The sequence below is a fragment of the Allomuricauda sp. MMSF_3307 genome, assembly GCF_030733585.1.
Lineage (GTDB): Bacteria > Bacteroidota > Bacteroidia > Flavobacteriales > Flavobacteriaceae > Flagellimonas.
The window spans coordinates 19257-33180 of sequence record NZ_JASHIQ010000005.1 but is presented as its reverse complement, the minus strand read 5'-3'; the positions used below and the strand labels follow the sequence as shown (position 1 = coordinate 33180).

General features: G+C 42.9%; 14 protein-coding genes. 13 read left to right on the top strand and 1 reads right to left on the bottom strand.

Translation table 11 applies throughout. The features are described 5' to 3' along the window. Positions 1 to 57: 57 nt before the first annotated feature. From RBB12_RS12670 to RBB12_RS12610, 13 genes are all read left to right on the top strand, one after another. The gene (locus RBB12_RS12670; protein WP_306026664.1) at positions 58 to 1917 is read left to right on the top strand and encodes a vWA domain-containing protein; all 1860 of its coding nucleotides are present in this window, start codon (positions 58 to 60) and stop codon (positions 1915 to 1917) included. A gap of 13 nt (positions 1918 to 1930) precedes the next feature. Next, positions 1931 to 2746: a prohibitin family protein gene (locus RBB12_RS12665; RefSeq protein ID WP_293284781.1), complete on the top strand. Its 816-nt coding sequence runs from the start codon at positions 1931 to 1933 to the stop codon at positions 2744 to 2746. Between the two features lie 199 nt (positions 2747 to 2945). Continuing rightward, positions 2946 to 3803, top strand: a complete 858-nt coding sequence (gene hisG, locus RBB12_RS12660; protein ID WP_179385762.1) for an ATP phosphoribosyltransferase — start codon at positions 2946 to 2948, stop codon at positions 3801 to 3803. Continuing rightward, complete coding sequence (hisD, locus tag RBB12_RS12655) at positions 3803 to 5086, top strand: histidinol dehydrogenase (RefSeq protein WP_306014084.1); 1284 nt, start codon at positions 3803 to 3805, stop codon at positions 5084 to 5086. The genes hisG and hisD overlap by 1 nt, the downstream gene beginning before the upstream one ends. Beyond that, a complete protein-coding gene (hisC, locus tag RBB12_RS12650; RefSeq protein ID WP_306014085.1) occupies positions 5086 to 6132 on the top strand; it encodes a histidinol-phosphate transaminase in 1047 nt (348 codons plus the stop codon). The genes hisD and hisC overlap by 1 nt, the downstream gene beginning before the upstream one ends. Then, positions 6132 to 7268, top strand: a complete 1137-nt coding sequence (gene hisB / locus RBB12_RS12645; RefSeq protein ID WP_306014086.1) for a bifunctional histidinol-phosphatase/imidazoleglycerol-phosphate dehydratase HisB — start codon at positions 6132 to 6134, stop codon at positions 7266 to 7268. Before hisC ends, hisB begins: the two co-directional genes overlap by 1 nt. A gap of 81 nt (positions 7269 to 7349) precedes the next feature. Then, positions 7350 to 7931 (top strand): imidazole glycerol phosphate synthase subunit HisH, encoded by a 582-nt coding sequence (gene hisH / locus RBB12_RS12640; RefSeq protein WP_306014087.1) that lies wholly within the window; start codon positions 7350 to 7352, stop codon positions 7929 to 7931. 2 nt (positions 7932 to 7933) lie between these two features. Beyond that, positions 7934 to 8665 (top strand): 1-(5-phosphoribosyl)-5-[(5-phosphoribosylamino)methylideneamino]imidazole-4-carboxamide isomerase, encoded by a 732-nt coding sequence (hisA, locus tag RBB12_RS12635; RefSeq protein WP_306014088.1) that lies wholly within the window; start codon positions 7934 to 7936, stop codon positions 8663 to 8665. Beyond that, positions 8658 to 9173 (top strand): DinB family protein, encoded by a 516-nt coding sequence (locus RBB12_RS12630; protein ID WP_179385768.1) that lies wholly within the window; start codon positions 8658 to 8660, stop codon positions 9171 to 9173. The genes hisA and RBB12_RS12630 overlap by 8 nt, the downstream gene beginning before the upstream one ends. Before the next feature lie 13 nt (positions 9174 to 9186). After that, positions 9187 to 9942, top strand: coding sequence for an imidazole glycerol phosphate synthase subunit HisF (gene hisF / locus RBB12_RS12625; protein ID WP_293284766.1), 756 nt, complete (start codon positions 9187 to 9189; stop codon positions 9940 to 9942). A 105-nt stretch (positions 9943 to 10047) separates the two neighbouring features. Beyond that, on the top strand, positions 10048 to 10644 hold the full coding sequence (gene hisIE, locus RBB12_RS12620) for a bifunctional phosphoribosyl-AMP cyclohydrolase/phosphoribosyl-ATP diphosphatase HisIE (protein ID WP_306014089.1): 597 nt from the start codon (positions 10048 to 10050) through the stop codon (positions 10642 to 10644). 63 nt (positions 10645 to 10707) lie between these two features. After that, positions 10708 to 11874, top strand: a complete 1167-nt coding sequence (locus RBB12_RS12615; RefSeq protein WP_293284763.1) for a vWA domain-containing protein — start codon at positions 10708 to 10710, stop codon at positions 11872 to 11874. Between the two features lie 8 nt (positions 11875 to 11882). Next, positions 11883 to 13352 (top strand): magnesium chelatase, encoded by a 1470-nt coding sequence (locus RBB12_RS12610; protein WP_306014090.1) that lies wholly within the window; start codon positions 11883 to 11885, stop codon positions 13350 to 13352. A gap of 1 nt (position 13353) precedes the next feature. On the opposite strand, the gene RBB12_RS12605 is transcribed toward RBB12_RS12610, so the two are convergent. Then, entirely contained in the window at positions 13354 to 13836 is a 483-nt protein-coding gene (locus RBB12_RS12605; protein ID WP_306014091.1) for a hypothetical protein, read from the bottom strand. Between the last annotated feature and the right edge of the window lie 88 nt (positions 13837 to 13924).

Genomic DNA, 13924 nt, shown 5'->3' with positions numbered 1-13924 from the left:
GCATTGAGGTTTGTTACCTTGTTCTGCGGCCTTTTGCTTTTGATCAATCCTAAGTTTGTGAGCAAGGATTATTTTGTGGAAAAAGCAAACTTGATTTTTTTGGTGGACAATTCCAGCTCTATGGAGGATGCCACTTCCGAATCCGAAATATCCCAGGCCATAACACAACTGAAAGCGAATGATGCATTGAACGAAAGGTTCAAGATTCATCAATATGGATTTGGGAATACCGTCTCGGCAACTGATTCCATACGGTTTAACCAAGGAAATACCGATGTTTCCAACGCACTTTCCACGTTGAACGAAGTTTTTGTAAATGGCAACAATGCCATCGTCCTATTTTCCGATGGGAACCAAACTTTGGGCAAGGATTATGGATATGTCAAACTAAACGAGAATACGAGCGTGCATCCAGTTGTTGTGGGGGATACCACCCAATACGAGGATATTGCGGTTGGACTCATCAACGTGAATAAATACGCCTTTCTACGAAATAGTTTTCCGATAGAAACTTCCATTCGGTATCAAGGTACCCGGCCGATTTCGAGCACGGTGACCATTTCCATCAACGGGAGTAGGGTGCACCAAGAACGTGTGAATCTCAACGCAACCAAGAACAGTCAAACCTTGAATACCTTGGTCGAAGCGCAAAGTGTGGGGATCAAAACGATTACCATTCAAGTGGAGGCCTTGGACAATGAGCGAAATACCTCCAATAATATCAAAGAAACCGCTATTGAGGTGATAGACGAAAAAACCAATGTGGGTATCGTTTCCGATATGCTTCATCCGGATATTGGAGCGTTAAAAAAATCCATTGAATCCAACGAACAACGATCCGTTACACTATTAAAACCCACCGCAGACCAATCCCAACTGGAAGAAATGGGAGTGATTATTTTGTATCAGCCTAACCGTAATTTCAGAAATGTGTACACATTTTTGGAAAATTCAGGAGCCAATTATGTTACCATTACAGGAAGTAAAACGGATTGGAACTTTTTAAATGGTGTTCAAGAGAGCTTTTCGGTGACGGGAAGCAGACAACCCGAAGATATTCTCCCTGTTTTGAACAATGCCTTTGGGCTTTTTGGACTAAGCGATTTTTCCGTAGATGGGTTTCCGCCACTAAAAGGTACACTGGGCGACATTGAACTGAATAAAGAGAGTGAAGTTTTGATGTTCCAACAATTGCAGGGCGTCCAACTAGACAAGCCATTATTTGCAATTTTGACTGTGTCCAACACCAAGGAAGCCGTACTTTTTGGGGAAGATATCTGGCGATGGAGGGCACAAGTATATCGTAACGACCAAAATTTTCAAAGGTTTGATGATTTCATAGGTAGTTTGATGGTCTATTTAGGCTCGAACAAACAGCGAAATCGATTGGAGTTGGACTATGAGCTGGTGTTCGACAACGCCAGCATGGCCAAAATCAGGGCTTCCTACTTTGATGAAGCCTACCAATTTGATGGCAATGCCAGTCTGTCCATTTCCATCAAGGGAAAAGACAATGATTTTTCGAGAGAAGCTCCTATGTTGTTGAAAGGAGCTTTTTACGAAGTGGATTTGAGCGACTTGGAGGCTGGCGGGTATAATTTCACCGTGACCGTAAAGGGCGAGAATTTGAGTCGTTCCGGTTCTTTCCGAATCCTGGATTTCAACCCAGAAAAGCAACTCATTTCCGCAGATTATAAGAAAATGGAACGATTGGCCAACAACAATAAGGGGCGATTGTACTTTTTAAATCAGTTGGACGAACTAGAAGCCAATTTGATTTCATCACAAGAATTTCTCCCTGTTCAAAAGAGCAGGGATAATGTTGTATCTTTGATAGACTTCCGTATTCTGTTGGGAGTAATGGTACTTTCCTTAGCTACGGAGTGGTTTGTCAGAAAATATAATGGATTAATATAAATAGTGATTAAACATGGATAAATTACCAAAGATTGCGCTGCCGGCTTTGGCGGCGATTATTTTCTTGATTATCATCATTTCCAAATCGGCCATAACCATTGGCTCCGGGGAAGCTGGAGTGCTTTACAAGACCTTTGGTGGCGGTGTGGTTACCGAGGAGCCTCCATTGAGCGAAGGTTTCCATTTGGTGGCACCTTGGAACAGGGTCTATATCTACGAAGTGAGGAGACAAGAAGTATTTGAAAAAATGAAAGTATTGTCATCCAATGGTCTGGACATTCAATTGGATGCATCGGCTTGGTACAAGCCTAAGTACAACGAGCTAGGGAAACTGCACCAAGAAATCGGGGAAGACTACCTCAATCGTATTATTCTTCCAACTATTCGGTCTGCTGCGCGTAGTGTAGTGGGTCGATATACCCCAGAGCAGCTCTATTCCAGCAAAAGGGATGCCATCCAGAACGAGATTTTCGAAGAAACCAAGAAAATTGTGAGCGAGCAGTATATTGAGTTGGATGATATTCTGGTCCGCGATGTTACCTTGCCACCAACTATCAAAGAAGCCATTGAGCGTAAATTGAAAGAGGAGCAAGCATCATTGGAGTATGAGTTTAGATTGGAACGTGCACAAAAAGAAGCGGAACGGCAGCGTATTGAGGCTCAAGGTAAGGCGGATGCGAACCGAATTTTGAGCGCATCGCTTACGGACAAGATATTGCAGGACAAAGGTATAGAAGCCACCTTAAAATTATCGCAATCTCCCAATGCCAAGGTGGTAGTGGTAGGTTCTGGTGATGATGGCCTTCCGTTAATTTTGGGAAATAACTAATTTTCGCTTTTTTGATATAAAAATATGTCCTACTTTTGAAATGCAATGAGAAACAAAAACACACATCATCATTTTTATACTTGCTCTCAAGCGAGGTAGAAATGTATTGTTGTTTTTAAAATATATTCTAACCCGTTTGAGAAATCAAACGGGTTTATTTTTTGCACCCCTTTGGTTTTTCGGACAAAACGATTGAAAAATGACAAAAATTAGAATTGCAGTTCAAAAAAGTGGCCGTTTAAATGAAGATTCCCTGGCCATTTTAAAAGATTGCGGTATTTCCATCGACAATGGGAAGGACCAATTGAAAGCTACCTCGCGTAATTTTCCCTTGGAAGTATTTTACCTTCGTAATGGCGACATACCCCAATACTTGAGGGATGGGGTAGTGGACATCGCCATTATTGGAGAAAACGTTTTGATTGAAAAAGGAAAGGATATTTCCATCGCAGAACGTTTGAACTTTTCAAAATGTCGTGTGTCCCTTGCCGTCCCAAAGGGTGTAACCTACAATTCCATCAAGGATTTTGAAGGTAAAAAGATTGCGACCTCATACCCGAATACAGTGAAAGAGTATTTGGCATCAAAAGGGGTTACGGCAGATTTGCACATCATCAACGGTTCTGTGGAAATTGCCCCGAACATAGGTTTGGCATACGGAATCTGCGATATCGTTTCCAGTGGAAGCACCCTATTCAAAAATAATCTGAAAGAGGTCGAAGTGATGCTGACAAGCGAAGCCGTTTTGGCCGTATCGCCCACAATCTCGGAAGAGCGCAAAGAGTTGTTGAAAAAAATCCAATTCAGGATTAAATCGGTGCTACAGGCACGTCAGAACAAATATGTATTGATGAATGCCCCAAATGACAAACTCGACCAAATCATTTCCATACTTCCGGGAATGCGAAGCCCCACGGTATTGCCTTTGGCCGAGGAAGGTTGGAGTTCGGTGCACACCGTAATCAATCGGGAAACATTTTGGGAGGTCATCGACGAGCTGAAAGCAGCGGGTGCCGAAGGAATATTGGTTTGTCCTATTGAAAAAATGGTATTGTAATGCAACGTATCAACTATCCACAACCCACAGAATGGGATGAAGTTTTAAAGCGCCCCACCCAGACAGTTACCGACATCGAGGAAATCGTAAATAGTATTTTTAAAGAGGTTCAGGTAGATGGGGATGCGGTCATCAAAAAATATACGGCCCAATTTGACAAGGTCACATTGGAATCCCTGTTGGTAACTGATGATGAAGTGGAAAAAGCGAGCCTTGCGGTCTCCGATGCACTGAAACAGGCTATCAATTTGGCCAAATCCAATATTGAGAAGTTCCACGCAGCACAAAAAACGCCCAAATTGGAAATTGAGACCATGCCCGGCGTAGCATGTTGGCAGGAAAAGCGTCCCATTCAAAAAGTAGGATTGTACATTCCGGGAGGAACGGCGCCTTTGTTTTCAACTATTTTGATGTTGGCCATTCCGGCAAAATTGGCTGGTTGCCAAGAAATAGTGCTCTGTAGTCCCCCGGATAAAAATGGGGAAATCAATCCAGCGATTTTATATACCGCCCAATTGTGTGGCGTAACGCAAATCATTAAAGTGGGAGGCATTCAGGCAATTGCAGGCATGACATTTGGTACGGAAAGCATTCCTAAGGTGTACAAAATATTTGGCCCCGGTAACCAATATGTAACCGTTGCAAAGCAACTGGCCACCAAATACGGAGTAGCAATCGATATGCCCGCCGGCCCCAGTGAACTGTTGGTCGTGGCAGATGATTCTGCCAATGCATCCTTTGTGGCTTCGGACTTGTTGAGTCAGGCAGAGCACGGCGTTGACAGTCAGGTTATTTTGGTCTCCACATCGGAAAAGTTGATTGATGCCGTAGAAAAGGAGATTGAAAGCCAAATCGAACAATTGCCAAGAGCAGAAATTGCACGAAAATCCATAGGCAATAGCAGATTGATTTTGGTCCAAAATGACCAAGAAGCTTTGGAACTCATCAATGCTTATGGTCCAGAACATTACATCGTTTGTGTGGAAAATGAGGAGTACTATTTGGAAAACACCATAAATGCCGGTTCAGTTTTTATCGGAAACTTTACGCCGGAAAGCGCAGGCGATTATGCGTCGGGTACCAACCATACCCTGCCTACCAATGGCTACGCCAAACAATATAGCGGCGTGAATCTGGACAGTTTTATGAAGAGCATGACTTTTCAAAGAATATCCGAAAAAGGCATCCAAGGTATTGGAAGTGCCATTGAATTGATGGCGGAAGCAGAGGGATTGCAGGCACATAAAAATGCCGTGACCCTTAGACTAAAAAGTTTGAAATAATGGAAGGCTTCGATGTAAACAGATTGGTGAGGGAATCGGTTCGTAAGCTACAGCCGTACTCTTCGGCCCGTGATGAATACGTTTCCGATGGCTCGGAGATGATTTTTTTGGATGCCAATGAAAATCCTTTCGATAATGGCGTCAACCGTTATCCCGACCCGTATCAGCGGAGCCTGAAATCCGTGTTATCAGAACAAAAAGGATTAACGGAGCAGCAAATTTTATTGGGAAATGGCAGTGACGAAGTATTGGATTTGATTTATAGGGCGTTCTGCGAACCGAATCAGGACAATATTATCACTTTGCCACCAACGTATGGAATGTACAAGGTGCTGGCAGGTATAAACGCGGTGGAGAACAGAGAAGTGTTGTTGACAAAGGATTTCGAACCCAACGTGACTGAAATTTTGAAGGTGGCAGATTCCAATTCCAAGTTACTTTTTATCTGTTCGCCTAATAATCCTACGGGAAATGCCTTTCAGAAAAAAGGAATCAAGGAACTATTGGAATCGTTCAATGGCTTGGTGGTGGTTGATGAGGCTTACATTGATTTCTCGAACGATGAAAGTTGGGTATCCGAACTCAAGCAGTATCCCAACTTAATCGTGACCCAGACCTTGTCCAAGGCATACGGACTGGCAGGCATCCGATTGGGGATATGTTATGCATCCGAAGAAATCATCGGAATACTGAACAAAATCAAACCACCTTACAACGTCAACCAATTGACCCAGCAACGAGCCTTACAGCGCGTTTTGCATCAGGATTTAGTGAAACAAGAGGTGAAGCAAATCCTTGACGAAAGGGAAGAATTGATCAAAGCCTTGAAAGATTTGGAATTTGTGACAGCATTGTATCCCACCGATGCCAATTTTGTACTGGCCAAAGTGGATGATGCCAACAAACGCTACCAACAACTATTGGAGAAACAAGTGGTGGTCCGAAACCGAAGTACCCAACCGCTCTGCGAAAATACCCTTCGATTTACGGTAGGAACGCCAGAAGAGAACAAAAAATTGATTGCTATTTTAAAAGAATTAAATTGATGGGCAAAAAAGTACTATTCATTGATCGTGACGGAACCATCATCAAGGAAACTGTTGATGAGCAAATAGACGCCTTTGATAAAATGGTTTTTTATCCCAAGGTATTCACGTATTTGGGGAAAATCGCCAAGGAATTGGATTATGAACTGGTCATGATCACTAACCAAGATGGGTTGGGAACCGATAGCTTTCCGGAAGATACCTTTTGGCCCGTTCACAACTTTATCATCAAAGCTTTTGAAAATGAAGGTGTTGTGTTTGATAGTGTTTTTATCGACAGGACATTTCCGAAAGATAATGCGGACACCCGTAAACCGGGTACTGGACTATTGACTGCCTATTTTTCAGAGGAATACGATTTGAAAAATTCTTTCGTCATCGGAGACCGATTGACCGATGTGGAATTGGCCAAAAATTTGGGTGCCAAAGGAATTTTTATCAATGATGAAACCCATTTAGGAACCGATGAAATCACTGTAAAACGCGGGGAATTGGACGACTTCATTGCTTTGGAAAGCAACGATTGGGAAAAAATCTATGAATTTTTGAAACTGGAAAACCGGGTAGCAGAAATATCCCGAAAAACCAATGAAACGGACATCCAAATCAAAATCAACCTCGATGGAACCGGAAAAAGTGACATCAATACAGGTTTAGCCTTTTTTGACCATATGTTGGACCAATTGGCCCGACACGGACAAATGGATTTGGAAATCAAAGTGGACGGCGATTTGGAGGTGGACGAACACCACACCATCGAGGACACGGCCATAGCCTTGGGCGAGTTGTTTTCCAAAGCATTGGGCAACAAACTGGGTATTGAGCGCTACGGATTTGCTTTGCCCATGGACGACTGCCTAGCACAAGTGGCCATAGACTTTGGTGGACGCAACTGGTTGGTCTGGGATACGGAGTTTAAACGTGAAAAGGTGGGCGATATGCCAACTGAGATGTTCATGCACTTTTTTAAATCGTTTACGGACGGTGCAAAGGCCAATTTGAACATCAAGGCAGAAGGCACCAATGAGCATCATAAAATCGAGGCTATTTTTAAAGCTTTTGCCAAGTCCATAAAAATGGCGGTGAAGCGAGATGCGGAAAAAATGGTGCTGCCCTCCACCAAAGGGATGCTATAAAAACTGTCATGTCGAAGGAGCTTACGACTGAGAAATCCAGATTTCTCGTTATGCTCGAAATGACAAAAGATTAAAGAATAAATGAAGATTGTAATAATCGATTACGGAGCAGGAAACATCCAAAGTATCATGTTTGCCATAAAACGCTTGGGTTTTGAAGCGGTTTTAAGCCATGATGCTGAAGAGATACGCAATGCGGACAAGGTTATTTTTCCTGGAGTCGGGGAGGCCAGTTCAGCCATGGAAAAGTTAAGGGCAACTGGATTGGACAAGGTAATCCCAACGCTGAAACAGCCCGTTTTGGGTATCTGCTTGGGGATGCAGTTGATGTGCCACTCCTCCGAAGAGGGGAAAACCGAAGGTTTGGGCATTTTTGATTTGGATGTGGTGAAATTTTCCAAAAAGGTAAAAGTGCCACAAATTGGTTGGAACCAGATTTCAAATCTAAAAAGCAAATTGTTCACCAATGTTCCCGAGAAATCCTATATCTATTTGGTGCATAGTTTTTATGCTCCGATTGGGGAGGAAACCATTGCCACCTCAGAATATGATGTAGAATACAGTGCAGCGCTGCAGAAGGATAATTTTTATGGGGTTCAGTTCCACCCAGAAAAGAGCAGTGAGGTGGGGAGTGGGATTCTCCAAAATTTTCTAAAAATATAAGTATGAGAATTATTCCAGCCATAGATATTATTGACGGGAAGTGCGTCCGTCTTTCCAAAGGTGATTACAGCACCAAAAAAATCTACAATGAAAATCCGTTGGAAGTGGCCAAGGAATTTGAGGCCCATGGTATAAAACATTTACATTTGGTGGATTTGGATGGCGCTAAGTCCCAACATATTGTCAACTACAAAGTACTGGAAACCATTGCCTTAAAAACCAATTTACAAATTGATTTTGGGGGTGGTCTAAAATCTGGAGATGATTTACACGTCGCTTTTGAAAGCGGGGCACATCAAATCACAGGTGGAAGCATTGCGGTAAAGGATAGGGATACCTTTTTGAGCTGGTTGTCAACCTACGGAGCCAGAAAAATTATATTGGGAGCCGATGCGAACCATGGAAAAGTTGCCGTATCCGGCTGGCAGGAAGAATCGGACCTGGAGCTGATTCCTTTTGTACAAGAGTACCAATCCAAAGGAATTGAATATGTGATCTGTACCGATATCAGCAAAGATGGCATGTTGCAGGGTCCTTCTTTTGACTTGTATCAAAAAATGCTGTCCGAAACCAAAAAAGGATTAAATTTAATTGCCAGTGGTGGTATCTCCACCTTTGACGAACTCCCCAAACTTGCCGATCTTGGTTGTGAAGGCACAATCATTGGCAAAGCCATTTATGAAGGCAAGATCAGTTTAAAGCAATTGGAACATTATATTCTTGAAAATGGATAAGGAAAAAGAACTCCAGGAAGAATTGGTTTGGAATGCAGGGTATCGAATGAACGAGAGCCTTCGCATGATCAAAATTTGTTTGGAACAACTGTCGGAAGAGCAGGTTTGGGAAAAACCGAACGAATCGAGCAACAGTATTGCCAATCTTATCCTTCATTTGTGTGGAAACATTACCCAATATGGGATAGCGTCCATTCAAAATTTGGAAGATGAGCGCAAGCGGGATGAGGAATTTTCAACGGAATCGGGCTACACAAAGGCGGAATTGTTGAAAAAATTGGAAGATACGTTGTCCGATGCCAAAAGGGCGTTTTATGATGCTCCCATCAATGAATTATTGCGCAAGCGCAATGTTCAGGGCTTTAACTTTTCCGGTGTGGGAAACATCATCCACGTCACGGAACATTTATCCTATCACACTGGGCAAATAGCGCTTTGGACAAAGATTTTAAAGAATAAGGATTTGGCATTTTATGGAGGTGTCAACCTAAATGCCAAGAATGAATAATAGTATTCTCTAAATGCTCACCAAAAGAATTATACCCTGTCTGGATATTAAAAACGGACGAACCGTAAAAGGAATCAACTTTGTGGACCTACGCGATGCGGGCGATCCTGTGGAACTGGCGTCCATTTATGCCCAAGAAGGTGCCGATGAGTTGGTTTTTTTGGATATTTCGGCCACCGAAGAGAAAAGAAAGACCCTTGCCGAACTGGTCTACCATGTAGCAGAGACCATCAATATCCCTTTTACCGTGGGTGGTGGAATTTCGTCCATAGAGGATGTGGATATTCTGCTGAAAAATGGAGCCGATAAGGTTTCCATCAACTCATCAGCGGTAAAACGGCCCGAATTGATCAATGAATTGGTCGCCAAATTCGGTTCTCAATGTATCGTTGTTGCCATTGATGCCAAACAAATAAACGGACAATGGAAAGTACATTTGGTAGGGGGGAAGGTTCCCACGGAATTGGACCTTTTTGAATGGGCAAAGGAAGTAGAAAAGCGTGGTGCAGGTGAAATTTTGTTCACTTCCATGGACCACGACGGTACCAAAAATGGCTTCGCCAATCAAGCATTGGCCAAATTGTCCGAATTGGTTAATATTCCGGTAATCGCTTCAGGTGGGGCAGGGACCATTTCACACTTTACGGACACTTTCAAAGATGGAAAAGCCGATGCTGCCTTGGCTGCCAGTGTTTTTCATTTTAAGGAAATCGAAATCAATACGCTCAAACAAGAATTAAAGGAGGAAGGAATTCCGGTAAGGATATAAATTAGGTTTGTCATATCCCGACTGCTCCTTCGACCGCCCCTTCGACTGCGCTCAGGGTGACAGCTCAGGATGACATCTCGATATGACACGTACAATACATACAAAATGCAAATAGATTTCAATAAAAATTCAGACGGACTTGTGCCGGCCATTGTTCAAGATGCAACAACAAAAAATGTTTTGATGCTCGGCTACATTAACCAAGAAGCGTTTGAAAAAACCCAAGAAACCCAGAAAGTCACATTTTTTAGTCGTTCCAAACAGCGATTATGGACCAAAGGCGAGGAAAGCGGGAACTTTTTGAACCTAGTGGATATGCAAGTGGATTGCGACAACGATACGCTTTTGATCAAGGTAAATCCAGTTGGTCCTACCTGCCATAAAGGAACTGATACCTGTTGGGCCGAGGAAAATGTTCAAGGCTATGGTTTTTTATCAACCTTGGAAGCTGTGATCGAATCAAGGAAAAATGACCAAGAGAATCCGGATAGCTATGTAGCATCCTTGTTCCGAAAAGGCATCAATAAAATTGCCCAAAAAGTGGGGGAGGAAGCTGTGGAAACCGTGATAGAGGCCAAAGACGACAACGAGGAGCTATTCTTAAATGAGAGTGCCGATTTGTTGTTTCACTACCTCATTCTTTTGCAGGCGAAGGGCTATTCGCTCAACGATATCGCCCAAGTCCTCGAAAAACGGCATTAAACAAATCCGTTAAGTTTTTTCTAAACGTTTAGCCTTTACAGCGAAATACCGTAAATTTATGTGATGGCTATGAACACAAGAAAAGGGTTCCGTTTTACCAAATACGAGGCTCCGGACCAAACTCCGTTCGAAAAACTATTTGAGATTTTCCAAGAACTCGTCACCCATACTTCGGGCGATGTGGAGGAGGCTTTGGACTGGCTGCGCGAACTCGACAAGGAATACGAGCTTACCGACGACGATTATACCATCGACGATTTTATAGAAGATTTGAAGTCCAAAGGGTATATCCGTGAAGAATTCGATATGGATAATCCCCAAGGCGGCGAAGGTGAAGAAGGTGAGGAAAACGGTGGTCGAGGTGGTAATCTTTCCATTACCGCCAAACTGGAACGAATGCTGCGTCAACGGGCCTTGGACCAAATCTTCGGAAAAATCAAACGAAGTGGTTCTGGCAACCACAAAACCGGAAAATCAGGCAAGGGAGATGAGCATACAGGTGAGTTCCGGGAGTACCGTTTTGGGGATTCGTTGGAACACATCAGCATGACGGAAAGCCTTAAAAACGCCCAGGTCAATCACGGATTGGATAATTTTTCCTTGAGCGAGGAGGATTTGGTAGTAGAAGACACACAGCACAAGGCCCAGATGAGCACGGTGTTGATGATTGATATCAGCCATAGTATGATTCTGTACGGCGAGGACCGCATTACCCCCGCCAAAAAGGTGGCGATGGCTCTGGCAGAGCTGATTACAACCCGTTATCCAAAGGATACCTTAGATATTTTGGTGTTCGGAAATGATGCATGGCCAATCCCTATCAAGGATTTGCCGTATTTGAGGGTGGGACCTTACCATACCAATACGGTTGCCGGATTGCAGCTAGCTATGGATATGCTTCGCAGAAAACGGAACACCAACAAACAAATATTTATGATTACGGATGGAAAGCCTTCATGCTTGCGGCTTCCCAATGGAGACTACTATAAAAATAGCGTTGGATTGGACGAATATATTGTTGAAAAATGCTATGCCATGGCACAACAGGCCAGAAAACTCCATATTCCCATAACCACCTTTATGATCGCAGAAGACCCTTATTTGATGCAGTTTGTACGGGAATTTACCAAGGCCAACAAGGGAAAGGCCTTTTACACGGGCCTTAAAGGTTTGGGCGAAATGATTTTTGAAGATTACGAACAGAATAGAAAAAGAAGAATAAAAGGATAAAACAATATATGAACTTGGACCATACCAAAATCAATACGCTTGGCGAACTAAAGGCGGCGGGTTATACCAGCAAAAGTATTAAGGATGAACTTCGGGAGAACCTTTTGGAAAAGATAGCCAAAAAGGAGCAAGTCTTCGAAGGGGTTTGGGGATATGAGAATTCCGTAATCCCAGAATTGGAAAGAGCGATTTTATCCCGTCACAATATCAACTTATTGGGACTTCGAGGGCAGGCCAAAACACGCTTGGCCCGCTTGATGGTGCAACTTTTGGATGAATGGGTGCCCATTGTGAAGGGTTCCGAAATCCATGACGACCCCTTGGCGCCCATATCCCGATTTGCAACCGAATTGATAAATGAAAAAGGGGATGAAACGCCAATCAGTTGGGTGCACCGCAGTGAGCGCTTCTATGAAAAATTGGCTACACCTGATGTAACCGTAGCGGATTTGATTGGTGATGTGGACCCCATTAAAGCGGCCAATCTAAAATTATCTTACGCGGATGACAGGGTGATTCACTTTGGGATGATACCAAGGGCCAACCGTTGTATTTTTGTCATCAACGAACTTCCTGACCTTCAAGCAAGGATTCAAGTAGCGTTGTTCAATATCCTGCAAGAAGGTGACATACAAATCAGAGGCTTCAAGCTTAGGTTACATTTGGATATTCAATTTGTGTTTACGGCCAACCCCGAAGATTACACCAACAGGGGCAGTATTGTCACCCCATTGAAAGATAGGATTGGCTCCCAAATATTGACGCATTATCCTGAAAATATTGAGGTGGCGAAAAAAATAACCAAGCAGGAGGCACAATTGGACAAGCGTCAGTCTGATTATGTCTATATTCCCGAAATCGCCATGGATTTGCTGGAACAAATCAGTTTTGAAGCTAGAAAAAGTGAGTACGTAGATGCCAAAAGTGGCGTAAGTGCACGTATGAGCATCACCGCTTTTGAAAATTTATTGAGTACTGCCGAACGCAGGGCCATTATGGCTGGAGATCAAAAGACCACACTGCGTTTGAGCGATTTTATGGGTGTGGTGCCCTCAATTACTGGAAAAATAGAATTGGTATACGAAGGAGAGCAGGAGGGAGCAGGTTCAGTGGCCGAAAACCTGATTGAAGATGCGATAAAATCCTTGTTCCCTAATTACTTCCCGAAAATCGACAAGCTTCAGCGCAAGGAAGAAGAAAATGAATATGATGAATTGGTGAGCTGGTTCTTTGATGGCGAAGGTTTCGATTTATTGGATGATGAAAAAGATAACGATTACAAATCAAAATTGGATTCCATCGGCCCATTAAACCAACTGATAAAGGAGTACCAGCCCGATGCCTCAAGAGAAGACATATATTTCTTGAAAGAGTTACTGCTTTGGGGCTTGGTGGCCTATAAAAAATTGAGCAAACACCGCTTTCGGCAAGGCTATCAGTTTAAGGACCTTTATGGAAGCTATATCCGAGGCCTGTAAGCTATTGCCAAATGTTTAGGTTGTCGTTGTAGTTCTCAAAATTATAGACACCCACAAATCGTTTCCTTAACCAAAAGGTGTAAAGCGTCAGAATCGGTAAAATACTGTAGAGTACCACGGAGAGTGTCGCGATGGGCTTAAAGGTAGTTGGGATTACGTGTTGTCCGTAGAGTTCTATGGAATTTAAAACAGCTACGCTATCATATATTTTAAAAAGGTATACAATCATTATGGCATAGAGCACATATTCAATATTGCGCATCTTTGGATCGGGAAGTTCATCTTCGGTAATTTTAAACCAGACCACGTAGAGGTATAGAAAGTGAACGGATGCCAATAATGGAAATATGTAATTGTCCGGCTTTAAAAAATAAAATTGATTGGTGTACACTCCATAAAAGCTCAACACTATCAAGCTAACCAAAACCGCTACACTGGCCAAGATATTCCTTTTCCAAGTGATGATTTTTGATATTGTATGCATCTTTAACTTCGATTTGGGACTATTAATAAGTTAAAGAACGGGGTTTTTGGAGTACTATTTCAAAGAAATCGATGACCCGCAAACAATG

Excerpts from the sequence above, each read along its gene's own strand:
- RBB12_RS12665 (WP_293284781.1), top strand. The coding sequence starts at position 1,931 with ATGGATAAATTACCAAAGATTGCGCTGCCGGCTTTGGCGGCGATTATT.
- hisG (WP_179385762.1), top strand. The coding sequence starts at position 2,946 with ATGACAAAAATTAGAATTGCAGTTCAAAAAAGTGGCCGTTTAAATGAA.
- hisD (WP_306014084.1), top strand. The coding sequence starts at position 3,803 with ATGCAACGTATCAACTATCCACAACCCACAGAATGGGATGAAGTTTTA.
- hisC (WP_306014085.1), top strand. The coding sequence starts at position 5,086 with ATGGAAGGCTTCGATGTAAACAGATTGGTGAGGGAATCGGTTCGTAAG.
- hisB (WP_306014086.1), top strand. The coding sequence starts at position 6,132 with ATGGGCAAAAAAGTACTATTCATTGATCGTGACGGAACCATCATCAAG.
- hisH (WP_306014087.1), top strand. The coding sequence starts at position 7,350 with ATGAAGATTGTAATAATCGATTACGGAGCAGGAAACATCCAAAGTATC.
- hisA (WP_306014088.1), top strand. The coding sequence starts at position 7,934 with ATGAGAATTATTCCAGCCATAGATATTATTGACGGGAAGTGCGTCCGT.
- RBB12_RS12630 (WP_179385768.1), top strand. The coding sequence starts at position 8,658 with ATGGATAAGGAAAAAGAACTCCAGGAAGAATTGGTTTGGAATGCAGGG.
- hisF (WP_293284766.1), top strand. The coding sequence starts at position 9,187 with ATGCTCACCAAAAGAATTATACCCTGTCTGGATATTAAAAACGGACGA.
- hisIE (WP_306014089.1), top strand. The coding sequence starts at position 10,048 with ATGCAAATAGATTTCAATAAAAATTCAGACGGACTTGTGCCGGCCATT.
- RBB12_RS12615 (WP_293284763.1), top strand. The coding sequence starts at position 10,708 with ATGGCTATGAACACAAGAAAAGGGTTCCGTTTTACCAAATACGAGGCT.
- RBB12_RS12610 (WP_306014090.1), top strand. The coding sequence starts at position 11,883 with ATGAACTTGGACCATACCAAAATCAATACGCTTGGCGAACTAAAGGCG.
- RBB12_RS12605 (WP_306014091.1), bottom strand. The coding sequence starts at position 13,836 with ATGCATACAATATCAAAAATCATCACTTGGAAAAGGAATATCTTGGCC.